Origin of the sequence: Luteimonas sp. 8-5, assembly GCF_029763755.1 — a bacterium.
Taxonomy (GTDB): domain Bacteria; phylum Pseudomonadota; class Gammaproteobacteria; order Xanthomonadales; family Xanthomonadaceae; genus Cognatiluteimonas.
Genome location: NZ_JARUVM010000092.1, coordinates 1 through 20251, shown reverse-complemented (window position 1 = coordinate 20251; position 20251 = coordinate 1). Strand labels below are relative to the sequence as shown.

20 protein-coding genes are annotated in these 20251 nt (G+C 69.3%); 12 read left to right on the top strand and 8 right to left on the bottom strand.

The annotated features are described in order from the left end of the window. Positions 1–186 precede the first annotated feature (186 nt). The 3 genes from QAA18_RS09930 (at position 187) to grxD (ending at position 3168) form a co-directional block, all read left to right on the top strand. Entirely contained in the window at positions 187–1425 is a 1239-nt protein-coding gene (locus tag QAA18_RS09930; protein WP_279412767.1) for an aminotransferase class I/II-fold pyridoxal phosphate-dependent enzyme, read from the top strand. A gap of 174 nt (positions 1426–1599) precedes the next feature. Beyond that, positions 1600–2214 carry an SGNH/GDSL hydrolase family protein gene (locus QAA18_RS09925; RefSeq protein ID WP_279412766.1) on the top strand — a complete coding sequence of 205 codons (615 nt, stop codon included), beginning with the start codon at positions 1600–1602 and terminating at the stop codon, positions 2212–2214. Between the two features lie 27 nt (positions 2215–2241). Beyond that, complete coding sequence (gene grxD, locus QAA18_RS09920) at positions 2242–3168, top strand: Grx4 family monothiol glutaredoxin (protein WP_279412765.1); 927 nt, start codon at positions 2242–2244, stop codon at positions 3166–3168. 91 nt (positions 3169–3259) lie between these two features. On the opposite strand, the gene QAA18_RS09915 is transcribed toward grxD, so the two are convergent. Next, on the bottom strand, positions 3260–3811 hold the full coding sequence (locus QAA18_RS09915; protein ID WP_279412764.1) for a DUF924 family protein: 552 nt from the start codon (positions 3809–3811) through the stop codon (positions 3260–3262). A gap of 22 nt (positions 3812–3833) precedes the next feature. On the opposite strand from QAA18_RS09915, the gene QAA18_RS09910 reads away from it, so the two are divergent. From QAA18_RS09910 to QAA18_RS09900, 3 genes are all read left to right on the top strand, one after another. After that, complete coding sequence (locus tag QAA18_RS09910; RefSeq protein ID WP_279412763.1) at positions 3834–4679, top strand: DUF817 domain-containing protein; 846 nt, start codon at positions 3834–3836, stop codon at positions 4677–4679. A 159-nt stretch (positions 4680–4838) separates the two neighbouring features. Continuing rightward, positions 4839–6245 (top strand): amidohydrolase, encoded by a 1407-nt coding sequence (locus tag QAA18_RS09905; RefSeq protein ID WP_279412762.1) that lies wholly within the window; start codon positions 4839–4841, stop codon positions 6243–6245. Next, the gene (locus tag QAA18_RS09900) at positions 6242–7483 is read left to right on the top strand and encodes an amidohydrolase family protein (protein ID WP_279412761.1); all 1242 of its coding nucleotides are present in this window, start codon (positions 6242–6244) and stop codon (positions 7481–7483) included. The genes QAA18_RS09905 and QAA18_RS09900 overlap by 4 nt, the downstream gene beginning before the upstream one ends. Positions 7484–7543: 60 nt before the next feature. On the opposite strand, the gene QAA18_RS09895 is transcribed toward QAA18_RS09900, so the two are convergent. Continuing rightward, the gene (locus QAA18_RS09895) at positions 7544–8320 is read right to left on the bottom strand and encodes an AMP nucleosidase (protein ID WP_279412760.1); all 777 of its coding nucleotides are present in this window, start codon (positions 8318–8320) and stop codon (positions 7544–7546) included. 136 nt (positions 8321–8456) lie between these two features. Here QAA18_RS09895 and QAA18_RS09890 point away from each other — a divergent pair, with 136 nt between their 5' ends. The 4 genes from QAA18_RS09890 to QAA18_RS09875 are packed head-to-tail and all read left to right on the top strand — an operon-like array spanning position 8457 to position 10849. Further along, positions 8457–9398, top strand: a complete 942-nt coding sequence (locus QAA18_RS09890; RefSeq protein ID WP_279412759.1) for a DegV family protein — start codon at positions 8457–8459, stop codon at positions 9396–9398. Positions 9399–9423: 25 nt separating this feature from the next. After that, positions 9424–9813: a DUF1761 domain-containing protein gene (locus QAA18_RS09885; RefSeq protein WP_279412758.1), complete on the top strand. Its 390-nt coding sequence runs from the start codon at positions 9424–9426 to the stop codon at positions 9811–9813. Between the two features lie 14 nt (positions 9814–9827). Next, positions 9828–10172: a hypothetical protein gene (locus QAA18_RS09880; protein ID WP_279412757.1), complete on the top strand. Its 345-nt coding sequence runs from the start codon at positions 9828–9830 to the stop codon at positions 10170–10172. Then, on the top strand, positions 10169–10849 hold the full coding sequence (locus QAA18_RS09875) for an adenine nucleotide alpha hydrolase (RefSeq protein ID WP_279412756.1): 681 nt from the start codon (positions 10169–10171) through the stop codon (positions 10847–10849). The genes QAA18_RS09880 and QAA18_RS09875 overlap by 4 nt, the downstream gene beginning before the upstream one ends. Positions 10850–10906: 57 nt before the next feature. On the opposite strand, the gene fghA is transcribed toward QAA18_RS09875, so the two are convergent. From fghA to yihA, 6 genes are all read right to left on the bottom strand, one after another. Next, entirely contained in the window at positions 10907–11737 is an 831-nt protein-coding gene (fghA, locus tag QAA18_RS09870) for an S-formylglutathione hydrolase (protein ID WP_279412755.1), read from the bottom strand. Positions 11738–11750: 13 nt separating this feature from the next. Continuing rightward, complete coding sequence (locus QAA18_RS09865) at positions 11751–12860, bottom strand: S-(hydroxymethyl)glutathione dehydrogenase/class III alcohol dehydrogenase (RefSeq protein ID WP_279412754.1); 1110 nt, start codon at positions 12858–12860, stop codon at positions 11751–11753. Between the two features lie 67 nt (positions 12861–12927). Next, the gene (locus tag QAA18_RS09860; RefSeq protein ID WP_279412753.1) at positions 12928–13827 is read right to left on the bottom strand and encodes a pirin family protein; all 900 of its coding nucleotides are present in this window, start codon (positions 13825–13827) and stop codon (positions 12928–12930) included. Positions 13828–13830: 3 nt separating this feature from the next. Beyond that, positions 13831–16449 (bottom strand): phosphoenolpyruvate carboxylase, encoded by a 2619-nt coding sequence (locus QAA18_RS09855; RefSeq protein WP_279412752.1) that lies wholly within the window; start codon positions 16447–16449, stop codon positions 13831–13833. Beyond that, complete coding sequence (locus QAA18_RS09850; RefSeq protein WP_279412751.1) at positions 16449–17828, bottom strand: glutamate--cysteine ligase; 1380 nt, start codon at positions 17826–17828, stop codon at positions 16449–16451. Before QAA18_RS09850 ends, QAA18_RS09855 begins: the two co-directional genes overlap by 1 nt. Positions 17829–17889: 61 nt before the next feature. Then, on the bottom strand, positions 17890–18507 hold the full coding sequence (gene yihA, locus QAA18_RS09845) for a ribosome biogenesis GTP-binding protein YihA/YsxC (RefSeq protein ID WP_279412750.1): 618 nt from the start codon (positions 18505–18507) through the stop codon (positions 17890–17892). 78 nt (positions 18508–18585) lie between these two features. Here yihA and QAA18_RS09840 point away from each other — a divergent pair, with 78 nt between their 5' ends. Beyond that, complete coding sequence (locus tag QAA18_RS09840; protein WP_279412749.1) at positions 18586–19413, top strand: c-type cytochrome; 828 nt, start codon at positions 18586–18588, stop codon at positions 19411–19413. Further along, the gene (locus tag QAA18_RS09835) at positions 19410–20072 is read left to right on the top strand and encodes a thiol:disulfide interchange protein DsbA/DsbL (RefSeq protein ID WP_279412748.1); all 663 of its coding nucleotides are present in this window, start codon (positions 19410–19412) and stop codon (positions 20070–20072) included. Before QAA18_RS09840 ends, QAA18_RS09835 begins: the two co-directional genes overlap by 4 nt. Positions 20073–20251: the final 179 nt, after the last annotated feature.

Sequence of the window (20251 nt, the reverse complement as noted above, 5' to 3'; positions counted from 1 at the left end):
GACCACGCGCGCCGGGCGCGCGCCGGGGTGCGCCGCCAGGGCAGCGGCCCAGGCCGGGTCGGTCACTTCCCCGTCGAAGGGCCAGCCGATGTCGCGCAGTGCGGTCATTGGTGGATTCTGCCCGTTTTTCGGGCGCCGGTTATCCGATAGGCTGGCGGCCCCCACCCACGATCCGCATGGAAGCCCGTGTCCAGCCTCAAGACCCGCGAACGCCTGTCCGAAGTCCGTTACGAAATCCGCGGTGAACTCGCCCGCCGCGCCCGCGAGCTGGAAGCCGGCGGACGCAGCCTGATCAAGCTCAACATCGGCAATCCGGGCGCGTTCGGTTTCCGCGCGCCGGCGCACCTGCAGCGCGCGATCGCCGACCACATCGCCGGCACCGATCCCTATACCCACCAGCAGGGCCTGCCCGCCGCGCGCGAGGCGATCGCCGCCTTCCACCGCGCGCGCGGTACGCCGAACGCGTCGCCCGAACGCGTGTTCGTCGGCAACGGCGTCAGCGAGCTGATCGACCTGTCGCTGCGCGCGCTGCTCAATCCCGGCGACGAAGTGCTGCTGCCCTCGCCCGACTATCCGTTGTGGAGCGCGGCGACGATCCTCAATGATGGACGTCCGGTGTACTACGCGTGTCGTCCGGAACACGGTTTCCTGCCGGATCCGGATGAAATCGAATCGCTGGTGACGCCGCGCACGCGCGCGATCGTGCTGATCAATCCCAACAATCCCACCGGTGCCACCTATCCGCGCGCGTTGCTCGAACGCATCGTCGCGATCGCGGCGAAGCACGGACTGCTGCTGATGGCCGACGAGATCTACGACGGCATCCTCTACGACGGCGCTGCATTCGAACCGCTGGCGCCGCTGGCCGGCGAGCACCCCTGCCTGTCGTTCGGCGGGCTGTCGAAAGTGCACCGCGCCTGCGGCTGGCGCGTGGGCTGGGCGGTACTCAGCGGCGATCCGCTGGCCAGCGGCGACTTCCACCACGCCATGGACCTGCTCGGCGCGCTGCGCCTGTGCGCCAACGTGCCGGGGCAGTTCGCGATCGAGCAAGCGCTGCACGGCGAGGACACGATCAGCGCGCTGACCGCGCCCGGCGGCCGCCTGCACGACACGCGCACGGCGCTCATCGAGGCCTGCGCGGCGAGCGAACATCTCGAACTGGTCGCGCCACAGGGCGCGCTCTACGGTTTCCCCGCTGTCACCGGCGCCGCCGCGCGCGGTTTCGACGACCACGCCTTCGCGCTGCAGCTGCTCGAGGAAGAAGACGTGCTGATCGTCCCCGGCTCCAGCTTCAACGTGCCGTACCGCAACCACTTCCGCGTCACCCTGCTCCCCGAAGCCGACACCCTCCGCGAAGTCTTCACCCGCATCGACCGCCTCCTCACCCGCCGCGCTGCCGCGAAACCGGGTGTTGTCGCGGCTTGAAGGTCTTTTTGACGCGGATCAACGCGGATACAAGAGCGGGTAAACGCGGATAGAGCGGGGTGGAGTGGAACTTTGCGCGGGATGGCAGCCACCTTCCGTTGCTTGATCCGCGTTGATCGGCATTCTTATCCGCGTTGATCCGCGTCAGAAATAACCATCCGGAGCCATGAAACGATGAAGTACCTGGCGCTTGGGGACAGTTACACGATCGGGGAAGGGGTTCCGGAAGAGGGGCGGTGGCCGGTGGTGTTGGCGCGGGCGTTGCGGGCGGAGGGCGTGGGGCTCGGGGAGCCACGGATCATTGCGACCACGGGGTGGACGACGGACGAGTTGTCCGCCGCGATCGACGCGGCGGAGCCGCTGGGCGAGTGGGACTTCCTGTCGTTGCTGATCGGCGTCAACAACCAGTATCGCGGGCGGTCGCTGGAGAACTATCGCGCGGAGTTCGAAGCCCTGCTGTTGCGCGCGATCGGGTTTGCCGGCGGGCGCGCTGACCGCGTGCTGGTGCTGGCCATTCCTGACTGGGGAGTAACGCCGTTCGCGGCCGCCTCGGGACGCGACCTGGCGCAGATCGCGCGCGAGCTGGACGCGTTCAATGCCGATGCGGCGGATATCTGCGCCGCGCATGGCGTGGCTTTCGTCGACATCGCGCCGGTGGCGCGCGGCCGCGGGGCTGAAGCCGCCATGCTGGCCGGGGACGGACTGCACCCGTCGGCCGCGATGTACGCGCTGTGGGCGGAACAGGCCTTGCCGGTGGCCCGGCGGATGCTGGGCGGCGGCGTACAATAGCGTTCCCCACGTACCGGATCTGCCGCCATGTCGCTCGACCCTGCCCTGCGCGCCCGCATCGACGCGCTGCTCGCCGCCAACCCGGTGGTGCTGTTCATGAAGGGCGAGCCGCGTGCGCCGCAGTGCGGTTTCTCGGCCAAGGCGGTGGGCGCGCTGGCGGCGATCGGGCTGGACGACTTCGCTCACGTCGACGTGCTCTCCGACCCGGAGATCCGCGAAGGCATCAAGGTCTACGGCGACTGGCCGACGATCCCGCAACTCTACATCCGCGGCGAACTGGTCGGCGGCTGCGACATCATCGAGCAGATGGCCTCCAGCGGCGAGTTGCAGTCCGCGCTCGGCCTGCCGCCGCCGGACCGCACCCCGCCGTCGATCACCATCGCCCCCGAGGCGGCCGACATGCTGCGCAAGGCGCTGGCCGATGCCGGCGAAGGCTTCGCGCTGAAGGTCTCGGTGGATCCGCGCTACAACGCGCAGCTGCAGGCGGCGCCGCTGGATCCGGACGCGATCGCCACCGAGGCCGCGGGCCTGCGCGTGCAGTTCGACCTGGCCTCGGCGAGGCGCGCGAACGGCATGTCGATCGAGTGGGTCGACGACGCACGTGGCCGCGGCCTGGTGATCGAGAACCCGAACGCGCCGCCGAAGGTGAAACCGCTGTCGCCGGCCGAAGCCGCCGAACAGCGCGCCGCTGGCTCCGTCACCGTGGTCGACGTGCGCCCGGCCGACGAACGCGCGGTGGCGACGCTGCCGGGCGCGTTCGAACATTTCGACAACGGTACCGCCGCGCTCGAGGCACTGCCGAAGGACACCGCGCTGGCGTTCCTGTGCCACCGCGGCGGCCGCAGCGCACAGGCAGCCGAACACTTCCGCCAGCTCGGCTTCACCCGGGTCTACAACATCACCGGTGGCATCGACGCGTGGGCCGACCTCGACTCCTCGATCCCGAAGTATTGAAAAGAAAAAAAGGGGACGGAGGTAATTAAGTGCCTGGTGACCTCCCTGCGCGGGGGGCCTTGGAGCACTTAATTACCTCCGTCCCCTTTTTCTACCAGCCGCCGCCGGCGTCGAGCCAGGCCTGCTCTTCGGGTGTGTTGACGCGACCGAGGGCGGCATTGCGGTGCGGAAAGCGGCCGAACTTGCGGATCGCTTCGCGATGGCTGGTCGCGTAGGGGAGGAAGGTCTTGTCGCCGGCGGCCTCGAACAGCGCCACCGAGCGGTCCTGGTCGGCCAGGCTCTCGGAGTGTTCGAACGGCAGGTAGAAGAACGCGCGCAGCGAGACGTCGAAGTCCTGGTCGTGGCCGGCCGCGATCGCCCGGTCGGCGTAGTGCCGCGCCAGCCCGTCCGTCGCCCAGGAATGGGCGCTACCGCGGAAGATGTTGCGCGGCACCTGGTCGAGCAGGATCAGCAGCGCCAGCGCGCCTTCGGGTCCATCCAGCCAGGCTTCCAGTTCGCGCCGCGAAGCCGCCATGTGCGCCTCGCCCAGCACCTCCCGGCACTCCGCATCGAAGGCGGAGCCGCCGCCGAACCACTTCTCCATGCCCGCGTCGCGCCAGAACGCGACGACCTCCGCCGCGGTGATCTTTGTGTTCGAAATCATGGGCTCAGGGTAACCTGATCCCATGCCCCTCGCCGCCCTCGACGCCGCCCTGCTCCGGCCCACGCCCTGGTCCGGCGTCGCCTGGCTGCCGCGCGCCGTCGCGGAGTTTCTTTACTTCGGCATCAAGGAAGCGCGCGCCTGCCTGTTCGCGGGCCTGTTCTTCGCCGCGATCTTCCTGGTGCCGCGCGCAGGCGTGCTCGGCCTGCCGCGCTACGACGTGCTGCTGCTGATCGCGCTGGCCATCCAGGCGTTCATGGTCTGGTCGAAGCTGGAGACACTGGACGAACTCAAGGCCATCAGCCTGTTCCACGTGGTCGGTTTCGCGCTCGAGGTCTACAAAACCTCGCCGGCGATCGGCTCGTGGTCGTATCCGGACTTCGCGTACACCAAGCTGTTCGGCGTGCCGCTGTTCTCGGGTTTCATGTACGCGGCGGTGGGCAGTTACGTGATCCAGGCCTGGCGCCTGCTCGACGTGCGCATCCGCCACCATCCGCCGTACTGGCTGGCGACCCTGGTGGCGGTGGCCATCTACGCCAACTTCTTCACCCACCACTACATCGGCGACTACCGCTGGTACATCGCGGCCTGCGCGCTGGGCGTGTACGCGCGCACCACCGTGGTGTTCCGCCCGCTCGACCGCGACCGGCGCATGCCGATGCTGCTGGCCTTCGTGCTGATCGGCTTCTTCATCTGGCTCGCGGAGAACTTCAGCACCTTCTTCGGGATCTGGCAGTACCCCGACCAGATCGGCGCCTGGTCCACCGTGCACGTAGGCAAGTGGAGTTCGTGGTCGCTGCTGGTGGTGATGACCTTCACCATCGTCGCCCACCTCAAGCACATCAAGGCCAGCATCCACGTCCCGGACTAGAAAAAAAGGGGACGGAGGGAATTAAGTGCGCTGGAGCCTCCTCGCGCATGGAGATCACCAGGCACTTAATTCCCTCCGTCCCCTTTTTTTCCATGACCTTGGGCACGTTCCGGGAACCGGCACGCGGGCTAGCTTGGGCGGACCGAAGGGGAGAGCGTCATGACCAAGCCATTGGCCGCCGCACTGGCGGCGATCCTGTTGTCCGGTTGCGCCACCACCGCCGCCACGCGCGACGCGCCCGGCGATGAACGCGCCGACGCGAAGGCGTCGCGCTTCATCGACGATCCCTATCCCAGCACCTACGCACCCGCCCCCGCGCAGGCTGTGCTGATCAGCGGCGCGACCGTGCTCACCGGCACCGGCGAACGCCTCGAGGGCGCCGACGTGCTGCTGCGCGACGGCCGGATCGAAGCGGTGGGCCGCGGCCTGGACGGCGCCGGCGCGACTCGCATCGACGGCACCGGCAAGTGGGTGACGCCGGGCATCATCGACGTGCACTCGCACCTGGGCGTCTATCCCAGCCCGGGCATGAGCGCGCATTCGGACGGCAACGAGATGACCTCGCCGGTCACCGCCAATGTCTGGGCCGAGCATTCGGTGTGGCCGCAGGATCCGGGCTTCGACGCCGCCCGCGCCGGCGGCGTGACCGCGCTGCAGATCTTGCCGGGGTCGGCCAACCTCGTCGGCGGCCGCGGCGTGACGCTGAAGAACGTGCCCGCCACTACCTACCAGGGCATGAAGTTCCCCGGCGCGCCGTGGGGCATGAAGATGGCCTGCGGCGAAAATCCCAAGCGCGTCTACGGCCAGAAGGGCGGCCCGGCCACGCGCATGGGCAACGTCGCCGGCTACCGCGCCGCCTTCATCGACGCCGCCGAGTACATCCGCAAGCGTGAAAAGGCCTCGAAGAAGGACGACGGCGAGGAAGGCAAGCGCGACCTCAAGCTCGACACCTTGGCCGCGGCGATCCAGGGCGACATCCTCGTCCACATCCACTGCTATCGCGCCGACGAGATGGCGACCATGCTCGACCTGGCCGACGAGTTCGGCTTCAAGGTCGCGGCATTCCACCATGGCGTCGAGGCGTACAAGATCGCCGACCTGCTCGCCGAGAAAGGCGTGTGCGGCGCGCTCTGGGCCGACTGGTGGGGCTTCAAGATGGAAGCCTTCGACGGCATCCAGGAGAACATCGCGCTGGTCGACCGCCCGGCCAACAGCTGCGCGATCGTGCATTCCGATTCCGAGGAAGGCATCCAGCGGCTGAACCAGGAGGCGGCGAAAGTGATCGGCCACGCGCGCAAGGCCGGCATCGACATCACGCCCGAGCACGCCATCCAGTGGCTGACGCAGAACCCGGCCAGGGCCATGGGCATCCTCGACCAGACTGGTACGCTCGAGGCCGGCAAGATGGCCGACGTCGTGCTGTGGAACGGCAACCCCTTCAGCGCCTACGCTCAGGCCGAGCAGGTCTACGTCGACGGCGTGCGCGTCTACGACCGCCACGACCCGTCGCGCCAGCACGTGTCCGATTTCATGCTTGGCCAGACTGCATTCGGAGGTGCGCGATGAACCGCCTCGTGCTCGCCGCGGCGCTGCTGGTGGCCAGCGGCACTCTCGCCGCGCAGGACCTGCTGCTGCGCAACGCCACCGTGCACACCGCCACCGATGCCGGCACCTTGCAGAACACCGACGTCCTGGTACGCAACAGCCGCATCGCCGCGATCGGCCCCGGATTGTCCGCGCCGGCCGGCGTGGCCGTGGTCGAAGCCGAAGGCAGGCCGCTGACGCCGGCGATGTTCGGCGGCATCACCGGCATCGGCATCGAGGAAGTCTCGGGCGAGAAGCCCACGGTCGATGCCACGCTCACCCTGGGCGCCGGCGCGCAACCGGTGATGACGGTGCGCCCGGAGTTCGACGTCACCCTGGCATACAACCCGGCGTCCTCGCTGGTGCCGGTGGCGAGGATCGAGGGCATCGGATTCACCCTGCTGCATGCCGGCACCGGCCGCGGCGGTTCGATCATCGGCGGCCAGGGCGGCACCGTGCGCCTGGACGGCAGCATCGACGCGATCGGGCCGAAGGTGCTGTTCGTGTCGCTGGGCGCCGGCGCCTCCGGCCTGTCGGGCGATTCGCGCGCCGCGCAGTGGATGCTGCTCGACCAGCTCATCGACGAGGCGCGCGGCCGCATCGCCGCCGATTCGCGCCATTCGCTGCTGACGCCAGCCGGCCGCGCCGCGCTGGCGAGCTTCCTCGATGGCAAGGGCCTGGTGATGGTCGAAGTGCAGCGCGCGGCGGACATCGTCCAGCTGCTGCGCTGGAGCAAGCGTCGCAACGTGCGCGTGGCGATCTCCGGCGGCGCCGAAGCCTGGCAGGTCGCGCCTGCGCTGGCCGCGGCGAAGGTGCCGGTGTTCATCGATCCGCTGGCCAACCTGCCCGGCAACTTCGACACCCTCGGCGCGACCATGGAGAACGCCGCGCGCCTGCGCAAGGCCGGCGTGGCCGTCGGATTCACCCAGGCCGGCGATGCCTCGCACAACGCGCGCAAGGTGCGCCAGCTCGCCGGCAACGCGGTCGCCAACGGCATGGCGTGGGAGGCCGCGCTCGCGGGCCTGACCGCGGTGCCAGCACAGGCGCTGGGCCTGGGCGACCAGATCGGGAGCATCGCCGTGGGCCGCCGCGCCGATCTGGTGCTGTGGAACGGCGACCCGCTGGAACTGACCAGCCTGCCCGACCAGGTGTGGCTCGACGGCAAGCCGCAGCCGATGCGCTCGCGCCAGACCGAACTGCGCGACCGCTACCTGAAATAGAAGAAAAGGGGACGGAGGTAATTAAGCGCCTGCGCTTAATTACCTCCGTCCCCTTTTTTCCTACTCGTCGAAGCGCAGGTGGCGCACGGATTTGCCGTGGCGGCGGATCAGCCGCAGCGCTTCGATGCCGACCTGGATGTGCGACTCGACGTAGGACGCGCTGACCTTGGCGTCCGACGCCTCGGTCTTGACGCCTTCGGGCACCATCGGCTGGTCGCTGACCAGCAGCAGCGCGCCGCAGGGAATCCGGTTGGCGAAACCGGCGGCGAAGATCGTCGCCGTTTCCATGTCCACCGCCATGCAGCGCATGATCCGCAGCCGCTCCTTGAACGCGTCGTCGTGTTCCCAGACCCGGCGGTTGGTGGTGTAGACCGTGCCCGTCCAGTAATCCAGGCCCAGGTCGCGGATCATGGTCGACACCGCGCGCTGCAGCGCGAATGCCGGTAGCGCCGGCACCTGCGGCGGCAGGTAGTCGTCGCTGGTCCCCTCGCCGCGGATCGCGGCGATCGGCAGGATCAGGTCGCCGAGCTGGTTCTTGCGCTTGAGCCCGCCGCACTTGCCCAGGAACAGCACCGCCTTGGGCGCGATCGCCGAGAGCAGGTCCATCATCGTCGCGGCATTGGGGCTGCCCATGCCGAAGTTGATCATCGTGATGCCGTCGGCCGTGGCGCTGGGCATCGGGCGGTCCTGGCCGACCACTTCGGTGCCCATGAGCCGGGCGAAATGCCCCAGGTAGCCGCCGAAGTTCGTCAGCAGGATGTGCTCGCCGAAGCCGTCCAGGGGCACCCCGGTATAGCGCGGCAGCCAGTTGTCGACGATCTGTTCCTTGTCCTTCACGTCCACTCCTTGTTGCAGGGCGCCAGTTTCCGCCGGGGCCCCCGCCGGCTGCACCCCCGGGACCGGCCGGGCCCGGATGCAGTACGCCACCGTTTGGAGTAGCTTGCGGGCCAGGGACCCAAGAGAAAACAGCGCCATGCGTATCGGACTCGTCGTCGACTCGGCCTGCGACTTGCCGGGCGACTACCTGCGGCAACACAACGTCACCCTCCTGCCCGTCACCGTGCACATCGGCGAGGATTCGCTGACCGACATGCGCGACGAACAGGCGACCCTGCAGTTCCTGCACTCGCACATCGCCGAGCGCGGCGCGGACGCGGAAACCTCGCCGTTCACCGTGCAGCAGATCCAGGAATTGTTCCTGGGCCGGCTGGTGATCGACTACGACTACGTGTTCTGCCTGACCACGACGCGTACCCGCAGCGCCATCTTCGAGAACGCCACCCAGGCCAGTTTCGCGATCCTGGGCGAGTACCGCCCGATCCGCGCGGCCGCCGGCAAGGAAACGCCGTTCGCGCTGCGCGTGATCGACTCGCAGAACGTGTTCGCCGGCCAGGGCGTGACCGCGGTCGAGGCGGTGCGCCTGATCGAGGGCGGCGAAGGCGCGGCCAAGATCCGCGCGCGCCTGGAATACCTGGCCCTGCACACCCACGCCTACATGGTCGCCACCGACCTGCACTACCTGCGCGCGCGTACCCGCAAGCGCGGCGACCGCAGCGTGAGCCTGCTCTCCGCCACCCTGGGCAGCGCGCTGGACATCAAGCCGATCCTGCACTGCAACCGCGGCGAAACCGGGCCGGTGGGCAAGGTCAAGGGCACCGAGGCGGCGTGCGAACGCCTGTTCGACTTTGCCGGCAAGCGCGTGCGCGCCGGCCTGATGACCCCGACGCTGTGCCTGGGCTACGGTGGCGAACTCGAGGAGATGCGCGCGCTGCCCGGCTACGATGCCCTGCGCGCGACCTGCGCCGAACACAACATCGAGGTGTTCGAGTCCGTGATGGGCCTGACCGGCATGGTGAACGTGGGCAAGGGCACCCTGGTGGTCGGGTTCGCGTCCGAACCGCATACTTTCGAATGACGCCACGACGGCGGAGGGAGGGGGCATGGGACTGAACTGGCTGGCGGTGGTCGCGGCGGCGGTATCCGCCTTCGTGCTCGGCGGGATCTGGTATGGCCCGCTGTTCCTCAAGGCCTGGTCGCGCGAAGCCGGGATCGCGGTGGATGCGAACAAGCGGCATCCGGCGCAGGTGTTCGGCGTCGCCTTCGTCGCGGCCCTGCTGTCGGCGGCGGTGTTCGCCTGGTGGCTGGGGCCGGCGCCTGGACTGCAAGCAGCCGCGTGCAAGGGCCTGGCCGCGGGCGCGGGCATCGCCGCGATGAGCTTCGCCATCAACTACAGTTTCGCCGGGCGCAGCTTCAGGCTCTGGCTGATCGACGGCGGTTATCACACCGTGCAGTTCCTGCTGTACGGCATCATCCTCGGCGCCTGGCACTGATCCGAGGAGTCGAGATGGCGATCCGCTACCACATCACCCTGCGCAACCCCGATACCGCCCGCGGCGACGACCCCGCCTTTGCGTTCCGCAGCCATGGCGCGAAGGCGCTGGCCGAGGAGTTGCAGGACGCCTTGCGCGGCGACACGCTGTTCCAGCGCTGGCGCGGCGCGCAGGAAGACCCGGACGACGTCGACCCGGCACTGGGCGCCAAGGATCCGGCCGCGACGGTGGAAGGATCGCAGCACGACCTGCACATCGACCTGATCGCAGTGACGAACATCCCGGGCGGAGTGCTGCGGCACCGGCTGCGGCTGCTGGCCGGCAACGGCTGGGAATTGCGCGACGTTTCCGCGGCGTGAAGTCGACGCGGAAGGTGCTGCTGTCGTGGAGCGGCGGCAAGGACGCGGCATGGGCGCTGCACGTGCTGCGGCAGCGGGATGACGTCGAAGTCGTCGGCCTGCTCACCAGCATCACCCGCGAATACGACCGCGCCTCGATGCAGGGCATCCGCCGCGACGTCCTGCACGCCCAGGCGCGGTCCGTGGGCTTGCCGCTGCTGGAAGCCGGGATTCCCGCCAGCTGCGCGAATGCCGACTACGAAGCCGCCATGGCCGCCGCCCTCGCGAATGCGGCAGCGCGCTGGCCGGACCTGCGCACCGTCGCGTTCGGCGACCTGTTCCTCGAAGATATCCGCGCATACCGCGTGGCGAACCTTGCACGAACCGGCTGGGAGGCGATCACGCCGTTGTTCGGCAGCGATACCACAACGCTGGCGCGCGAGATGATCGCCGGCGGCCTGCGCGCGGCGCTGTGCTGCGTGGACACCACGCAGCTGGACGCCCGCTTCGCCGGGCGCGACTTCGACGAAGACCTGCTGGTCGACCTGCCGGCCGGTGTCGATCCCTGCGGCGAAAACGGCGAGTTCCACACCTGCGTGGCCGACGGCCCGATGTTCACGCACCCGCTGGTCCTCGAGCGCGGCGAAACCGTCCTGCGCGACAACCGCTTCGCCTACACCGACCATCTCCTGCCCTGACAGCGCCTTTCCAGCGTAAGCACGCCAGGACATCGCGGCTGCCGCCGCTCCTACGGGTCAGGCCATATGTTTGGCGTGCCAGGCGATGTGCTCGCCGATGAAGGTGGAGATGAAGTAATAACTGTGGTCGTAGCCCGGCTGCAGGCGCAGCTCCAGCGGATGCCCCGCGGCCGCGCAGGCCTCGCGCAGCAGCTCCGGGCGCAACTCGCGCTGCAGGAACTCGTCGGCGTCGCCCTGGTCGACCAGCAGCGGCAGCCTCTCCTTCGCGCCGCGCACCAGTTCGGTGGCGTCCCACTGCTTCCACGCTTCGCCATCGTCGCCGAGGTAGGCGGCGAATGCCTGCTCGCCCCACGGCACCTGCGACGGCGCCACGATCGGCGAGAACGCCGACACGCTGCGATAGCGCCCGGGATTGCGCAATGCCGTCACCAGCGCGCCGTGCCCGCCCATGGAGTGTCCGGAGATCGCGCGCACGCCGCTGGCGGCCGGATCGGACTCGACCCATTCGGGCAGTTCGCGCGAAACGTATTCCTGCATCCGGTAGTGCCTGGCCCACGGATCGCGCGTGGCGTCGATGTAGAAGCCGGCGCCCTGGCCCAGGTCGTAGCGGTCGGCGTCGGCCACGCCTTCGCCGCGCGGGCTGGTGTCGGGCGCGACCAGGATGATCCCGTGCTCGGCCGCGTAGCGTTGCGCGCCGGCCTTGGTGATGAAGTTCTGCTCGGTGCAGGTCAGGCCGCTGAGCCAGTACAGCACGGGGCACTTTCCGTGCGCGGCCTGCGGCGGGAAGTACACGCCCACCGACATGTCGCAGTCCAGGGCCTCGGAGCGGTGCCGGTAGACGTCCTGCCAGCCGCCGAAACAGGCGCGATGTTCGATGCGCTCGGTCATGATGCGGCTCCGGTCAGTAGTGGATCACGGCGCGGATCGACTTGCCTTCGTGCATCAGGTCGAAGGCCTCGTTGATCCGTTCCAGCGGCAAGGTGTGGGTCACGAACGGCGCGAGCTGGATGTCGCCGCGCATCGCGTCCTCGACCATGCCCGGCAACTGGCTGCGCCCCTTCACGCCGCCGAACGCCGTGCCCATCCACTTGCGCCCGGTGACGAGCTGGAACGGCCGCGTGCTGATCTCCTGGCCTGCACCGGCCACGCCGATGATCACGCTCTGGCCCCAGCCGCGGTGCGCGCACTCCAGCGCCGCGCGCATCACGTTGACGTTGCCGATGCATTCGAACGAGTGGTCCACGCCCCAGCCGGTCATGCCGACGATCACCTGCTGGATCGGTTCAGCGTGGTCCTTCGGGTTCACGCAGTCGGTCGCGCCCATCTCGCGCGCGAGCGCGAACTTGTCGGGGTTGGTGTCGATGGCGATGATGCGGCCGGCCTTCGCCTGCCGCGCGCCCTGGATCACCGCCAGGCCGATCGCGCCAAGACCGAACACCGCGACGGTGTCGCCTTCCTGCACCTTGGCCGTGTTGTGCACGGCACCTATGCCGGTGGTGACACCGCAGCCGAGCAGGCATACGTGTTCCGGGTTCGCCTCCGGGTTCACCTTCGCCAGCGAGACCTCGGCCACGACCGTGTACTCGCTGAAGGTCGAGCAGCCCATGTAGTGGTACACCGGCTCGCCGTTGTAGCTGAAGCGGGTGGTGCCGTCGGGCATCACGCCCTTGCCCTGGGTGGCGCGCACCGACACGCACAGGTTGGTCTTGCCCGACTTGCAGAACAGGCACTCGCCGCATTCGGCGGTGTACAGCGGGATCACGTGGTCGCCGGGCTTGACGCTGGTGACGCCCTCGCCCACTTCCACGACGATGCCGGCGCCCTCGTGCCCGAGCACCGCCGGGAACACGCCTTCCGGATCGTCGCCCGAAAGCGTGAACGCATCGGTGTGGCACAGCGCGGTGTGGGTGATCTTCACCAGCACCTCGCCCTTGCGCGGCGGCTCGACGTCGAGCTCGACGATCTTCAGCGGCTCTCCGGCGGCGAAGGCGACGGCGGCGCGGGATTTCATGGCACGGCTCCTGCTCGGGGGGCCGTCGATGGTACCCCGCGGGACCGTGCCGGGTGGCAGTACCGCGTCAGGACATCGGTTCTGGCTCGCGCAGTTCGCCGATACGCGGCGGCAGCGGGATGAACTCGCCGTTGTCCAGGTCGGGAAGCTTCATGCGCCCGGCTTTCCAGTCCGCGCGCGCCTGGTCGATGCGCTCCTTCGACGAGGACACGAAGTTCCAGTCGATGTAGCGCGGACCCACGGGTTCTCCGCCCAGGGCCATGACGACGGCGTCGACCGGGGCGGCGATGGTGGCGTCCTTGCCGCGGGCGAGGATGGCCATGTTGCCGGCAGCGATGCGCTGGCCGTCGATCTCCACCTCGCCATGGACCACGTACACCGCGCGCTCCGGATATTCGGCCGGCAGCGAGACGCGCGCGCCGGCGCGCAGTTGCCAGTGCACGTAGAACTGCGGCGAGTCGACGGCGACCGGCGACTGCACGCCGCCCAGGCGACCGGCGATGAGGCGGCCGCTGGCGCCGGGTTCGCCAAGTTCGGGCAGCGCGTCGGCACCGTAGTGCCAGAAAGCCGGATCGGCTTCCTCGCGTTCGTCCGGCAACGCCACCCACGCCTGGATCCCGTCCATCAGGCCGCCTTCGCGGCGCAGGCGTTCGAAACGTTCGGAGTGGGTGATGCCGCGGCCGGCGGTCATCCAGTTCACCTCGCCCGGATGGATCGGCTGTTCGAATCCCAGGCTGTCGCGGTGGGTGATCTCGCCTGCGAACAGGTAGGTGATCGTGGACAGGCCGATGTGCGGGTGCGGACGCACGTCCGCTTCGCGCGGCAGCCCGGGGTCGAGGTCCTTCGGGCCCATGCGGTCGAAGAAGATGTAGGGCCCGACCATGCGCCGCTTCGCGAACGGCAGCACCCGTCCGACTTCAAAGCTGCCCAGGTCGCGGCTGCGCTGTTCGATGACGAGTTCGATCATGGCTCACCCCGTGTTCTGGATGCCCGCTGCGATGCCGTTCACTGTAGCGTAGAGCGCCTCGAGCAGGGCTTCATCCTGGCGCCCGCCCTGGCGCCAGCGGCGCAGCAGGTCGACCTGGAGCAGGCTGATCGGGTCGACATAGGGGTTGCGCAGGCGAATCGACAGCCGCAGGCGCGGATCGCCTGCGAGCAGTTCGCTTTCGCCGCGCAGGGCCAGCACCAGGTCGCGGGTGCGCTCGAACTCGGCGGCAATGCCGGGGAACATCGCCTCGTGCAGTTCGCCCGCCAGGCGCGAATAGCACTCGAAGATGTCCAGGTCCGACTTCGCCAGCGTCATCTCCAGGTCGTCGAGCAGCGTGGCGAAGAACGGCCAGTCGCGCGCCATCGCCGCGATCGCTTCGAATCCGTATTCGTCGATACCCGCCTGCAGCGCGCTGCCCACGCCATACCAGGCGGTCAGGCCGGAGCGGTTCTGCGCCCACGAGAACACCCACGGAATCGCGCGCAGGCCGCGGATGCCGGCATCGCGCCTTCGCGACGGGCGCGAGCCGATGTGCAGGCGTTCGATCACGTCGATGGGCGTGGCCGCGCGGAAGTAATCGTCGAAGCGCACGCCGCCGGAACGTCCTTCGTCGTAGACCAGCGCGCGGTAGCGCGCACGCCCGGCCTCCGCCAGGCCAGTGGCGATCGCATGCCAGCGCGCCTCGTCCGGGTGCGGCGGGCGCGGGCGCAGCGTGGCTTGCAGTACCGCCGCCGTGGCCTGCTCCAGGTTGCGGATCGCCAGGGCGCGGATGCCGTACTTGCGGTGGATCACCTCGCCTTGCTCGGTGACACGCAGGGTGCCGTCGACCGAACCCGGGGGCGCGGCGAGTACCGCGCGACCTGTCTTGCCGCCACCGCGGCTGATGGAACCGCCGCGGCCGTGGAAGAACACGATGCGCACGCCCGAATCGCGCGCCAGCGCCGACAGCGCGATCTGGGTGCGCTGCAAGGCCCAGCGCGAGGCCAGCAGGCCGCCGTCCTTGGCGCTGTCGGAATAGCCGAGCATCACCACCTGGCGATCGCCGCGGTTGCGCAGGTGCGTGCGATAGGCCGGATCGGCGAACAGCGCGCGCATCACCGCTGGCGCGGCGTCCAGGTCGTCCACGGTCTCGAACAGCGGGGTAACGTCCAGCGGCACGCTGCCGTCGGCCTCGGTACAGCCGCCCTGGCGCGCGAGTTCCAGCACGGCCAGCGCGTCGCCTGCGCTGCGCGCCATGCTGATGATGTACAGCCCGATCGCGCCCGCACCATGGCTACGGCGCAAGGCCTGGATTTCAGCGAAAACCGCAAGCGTGGCCTCGCGCGCCTCGCCGCCGGCCAGCGCTTCCTCGTGCACCGCCGAGTCCTGGCGCAGGTCGAGCGCGGCCAAGTGGAAGCCGAAACTGCGCGCGCGGCGCAACAATCGCCGCACCGCGAACCGGCCCGCATGCGTGCCGCGATTGGCATGCAGGCTGGCGTCGATGCACGCCAGGTCTTCGATGAAGCCGTCGACTCCGGCGTAGCCGCCTGGTTCGCCGGCATCGGTGGCGCGCAGGCGCGCCTCCACCAACTCGAGCAGCAAGCGGTAAGGCATGTCCGTCCAGCGCGGGTTGAACCCCGCCGCGACGTCGGGCCACTGCCGGGAGTACTCGTGCACGCGTTGCAGCACCGCGTCGTCCACGCCGACCCGGCCCAGGGTCTGGGTCAACATCGCTCCCAGCGCGCGCACCTCGCGGCGGTACTGCGCCAGCGCGAGGCTGCGCTGTGCGTGCAGCGCCTCGCGGATGGTGGCGGCGCCGACGTTGGGGTTGCCGTCCATGTCGCCGCCGACCCAGGTGCCGAAGCGCACGACTTCGGGCACTTCGATGCGCTCTCCGTACACCGCCTCGATCGCGTCGGCGAAGGCCTCATGGAAGGCCGGCAACGCGCGGAACAGGACCTTGGCCAGGTAGAAGCCGACGTGCTCGACCTCGTCGCCCACCGTCGGCTTGCGCGGCGGGGCATCGGCCGTCTGCCAGGCCGAGGCCAGCGCCAGGCGGATGCGCGCTTCGTCGGCACGGCGTTCGTCCGGCGTGCGTCCGCGGTCGATGTCTGCGACCAGGCGCTCGACGATGGTGTGCTCCTTGTCGAGCAGCGCGCGGCGCACCACTTCGGTGGGATGCGCGGTGAATACCGGTTCGATCGACAGCCGCGGCAACAACGCACGCAGTTCGTCGAGGCCGACACCGGCATCGTGCAGGGTGCGCAGCACGGCTTCCAGCCCCTGCGGCTGCGGCGCCTCGTCGTTGCGCTGGTGGTCGCGGCGGCGGCGGATGCGGTGCACGCGCTCTGCCAGGTTGGTGGCGCCGAAGTAGGCCGAGAACGCACGCACCAGCGCATCGACGTCGGCCGCGGGGATTTCGGCAAGTCGCGCGGCGAGCGCCGCGACCGGGCCGCCCTGTTCGCGGCGCGCGATCGCCGCCTTGCGCACCGATTCGACCAGGTCGAGGAAGGCGGGGGATTGCTGCTCGGCGAACATGTCGCCCACCATCGCGCCGAGCCTGCGCACGTCATCGCGGAGCAGGTCGTCGGTGGCCGCGAACCCGGCCTCGCGCGAAGCCATCAGTAGGCGAATTCCCGGAACACGGGGTCCACGCTACCCCCCCACTGCCCATGGAACAACTCCAGCTTGCGCTCGGCGGGGGTCTGGTTGGCTTCGGCGTATTCGATCAGCGGCGCGAGGAAGATGCGCTCGTCGGCGCCGTTGCGGTTGTTGCAGGCGCGCCGCTGCAGTCCCGCGGCTGAGATCGCCAGCGCGCGTTGCGCCAGTTCGCGCACGGTTTCGCCGCGGAACGGCAGCTTCAGCGCGTGCTTCGGCACGCCGTCGCGCAGGGCATGGCGCTCGGCCATGGTGAAATCCTTGACCAGGTCCCAGGCCGCATCCAGGGCAGCGTCGTCGTACAGCAGGCCGACCCAGAACGCCGGCAACGCGCACAGCCGGTTCCACGGGCCGCCGTCGGCGCCGCGCATCTCCAGGTACTTCTTCAGCCGCACTTCCGGGAAGGCGGTGGTCATGTGGTCGGACCAGTCGCGCAGCGTCGGGCGCGCGCCGGGCAGCGTGTCCAGCTTGCCGTCCATGAAGTCGCGGAAGGATTTGCCGGCCAGGTCGATGTACTTTCCGTCGCGATAGGAAAAGTACATCGGCACGTCGAGCAGGTAGTCGACGTAGCGTTCGTAGCCGAAGCCGTCCTCGAACACGAAGTCGAGCATGCCGGTGCGGTCGGGGTCGGTGTCGGTCCAGATGTGCGAACGGTATGACAGGTAGCCGTTGGGCTTGCCCTCGGTGAACGGCGAATCGGCGAACAGCGCGGTCGCCACCGGCTGCAGCGCCAGCGAGACGCGGAACTTCTTCACCATGTCGGCCTCGCTGCCGACATCCAGGTTGACCTGCACCGTGCAGGTGCGCGTCATCATGTCCAGGCCGAGCGAGCCGACCTTCGGCATGTATTCGCGCATGATCCGGTAGCGGCCCTTCGGCATCCACGGCATGTCCGCGCGCGCCCACTTGGGCTGGAAACCCATGCCCAGGAAGCCCAGGCCGATCTCGTCGGCGACGCTGCGCACTTCGTGCAGGTGGGATTCCACCTCGCAGCAGGTCTGGTGGATGGTCTGCAGCTGCGCGCCGGACAATTCCAGCTGTCCGGCCGGTTCGAGCGTCACCGAGGCGCCGTCCTTGAGCAGGGCGATGGTGCGCGCCGGCGCGCCGTCGACGCTTTCCTGGATCGGCTGCCAGCCGAAGCGGGTCAGGCCGTTGAGCAGCGCCTCGATGCCGCGCTCGCCGTCGAAAGTCGGCGGGCGCAGGTCGTCGAGGCGGAAACCGAACTTCTCGTGCTCTGTGCCGATGCGCCAGTCGGCGCGCGGTCGCGCGCCGCTGGACAGGTATTCGACCAGCTCGCGCCGGTCGGTGATCGGGGATTCGGCGACGCTGCTGGGACTCGACATGATCGGATGATACGTGGGAGCGGCGGAAGCCGCGATCATGGAATCGCGGCTTCCGCCGCTCCTACGCCAGTTCCAGCCAGCCGTTCACGATGGCGCGCGCCTCGTCGACGCCCTGCTTGGATTCGCCGGAGAACACCTGCACGCTGACAGTGTCGCCGTAGCTGGCCGCCAGGTCCTTGCGCACCGCCAGCAGGGCGTTGCCCTGCGCACCGCGGCCGAGCTTGTCGGCCTTGGTCAGCAGCGCGTGCGCCGGCAGGCCGCGACGCACCGCGTAGCCGATCATCTGCCGGTCGTATTCCTTGAGCGGGTGGCGGATGTCCATCACCACGACCAGGCCGCGCAGCGCCTGGCGGGTGGTGAACCAGCCGTCCAGGAACTGCTGCCAGTGCGCTTGCAGGTCCTGCGGGACCTTGGCGTAGCCGTAGCCGGGCAGGTCGACGAGATAGCGGTCCTCGTGCGGCGGGATCGCGAAGTAGACCAGCTGCTGGGTCCGGCCCGGCGTCTTCGACACCCGGGCCAGGGCGTTCTGCCGGCACAGGGCGTTGAGCGCGGTCGACTTGCCGGCGTTGGAACGGCCGGCGAACGCCACTTCCCGGCCGCCGTCGGGCGGCAGCTGGCGGTGGTTGTGGGCGGCGAGCAGGTAGGTCGCGCGTTCGAGGGGGTTGGGGACGACAGCCATGGGCATAGCTTCGCATGCCGCCGGTTTGACCGCCTTGGCGCCCCGACCGATAATTCCGGGACTTACCTGGAGTCCTGCATGCGCAACGTCCGCGCCTACGGCATCGCCGCCCTCACCAGCTTGCTCGTGGCTGCCGCCGCCTACGCCCAGACGGCCGACCAGGCCACGGATCAGGCAACCGACACCGCCACGGTCACGCCGTTGCCCGAGGCCGCGCCGGTCGAAGCCGCGCCGCTGGATGCTTCCGCCACCGAAGCCCTGGCCCAGGCCCACTGGGGCGACGCCAAGGCCGGCGCCACCAAGGCCGGCGTCTGCGCCGCCTGCCATGGCGTCGACGGCAACCCCAGCGACCCGATGTATCCGCGCATTGCCGGCATGCCCGAGCGCTATGTCGCCGAGCAGCTGGCCCTGTACAAGAGCGGCGAGCGCAACACCGGCATGGCCGCCTTGATGGTACCGATGGCCTCGATGCTGTCCGCCCAGGACATGCGCGACGTCGGCGCCTATTTCTCCCAGCAGAAGCCCGCCGCCGGCATCGCCGACGACACCCTGATCGCCGAAGGCCCGAATGCGGGCCTGAAGTTCTACCAGGTCGGCGAGCGCCTGTTCCAGGGCGGCGACATCGAGCGCGGCATCCCGGCCTGCATGGCCTGCCACGGCCCGACCGGCGGCGGCAACCCGGGTCCGGCCTACCCGAACATCGGCGGCCAGCAGTCGGCCTACGTGGTCCAGCGCCTGCAGGAATACCGCACCGGCGACACCGACATCGTCGACAGCGCCAATTTCGAAATCATGGCGGCGGTTGCCAAGTCGCTCACCGACGAGGAAATCCAGTCGCTGGGCAGCTTCCTGCAGGGTCTGCACCACCGCGCGGACGACGCGCCGGCGATCGCCGGGACACCGTGATCCGCGCCCGCGGGGTCCTGTTCGCCCTGCTGTGCCTGGTGCTGGCGCCTGCCGTCGGCACGACCGCCATGGCGCAGGACGCCCAGGGCCCGGTCGAGGGCACCGACTACACCGTGGTCGAAGGCGGCCAGCCCTGGGGTGGCGCCGACGGCAAGATCGAGGTCCTCGAGGTCTTCGCCTACACCTGCGGCCACTGCGCCGAGTTCCAGCCGATGCTCGACGCCTGGGTGCGCAAGCTGCCGGCGGACGTGCGTTTCGAATACCTGCCGGCGGCTTACGATCCGGGCAACGCCTTCGGTCGCGGCTTCTTCGTGGCCAAGGCCAAGGGCGCGCTGGAGCGGGTGCACGCGCCGATGTTCCGTGCCGTGCACGATGACGGCCTGCTAGCCCACAACGCCACCATCGACGAGGTCGCCTGGTTCCTCGGCGAGCGCGGGCTCGACAAGGCCGCTTCCAAGGCCGCGATGGCCAGCCCGGAAGTGGACGCGCTGATGCAGCGCGCGCGCGAGTTCCAGCTCGGCATCCGCCTGCGCGGCACGCCCACCCTGGTCGTCGCCGGCCGCTACGTCGTGACCCCGCGCACCCACGCGGACGCATTGCGCATCACTGAACAGCTTGTAGCCCGCATCCGCTCTGGCGCCTTGCCATCGGCACGCTGAACCCCCATGGAGCACACACCATGAAGCACTCCGCCGTTTCCCGGTCCTTCCTGCCCTTCCTGGCCCTGGCCCTGGCCGGCCTGCTCGCTTCCTGCAACCAGACGCCCGCCACCGGCGAAGGCGCCGACGCCGACACGTCGGCGGCCGCCACCACGCCCAGCGCCGAAGCGCTGGCCGCC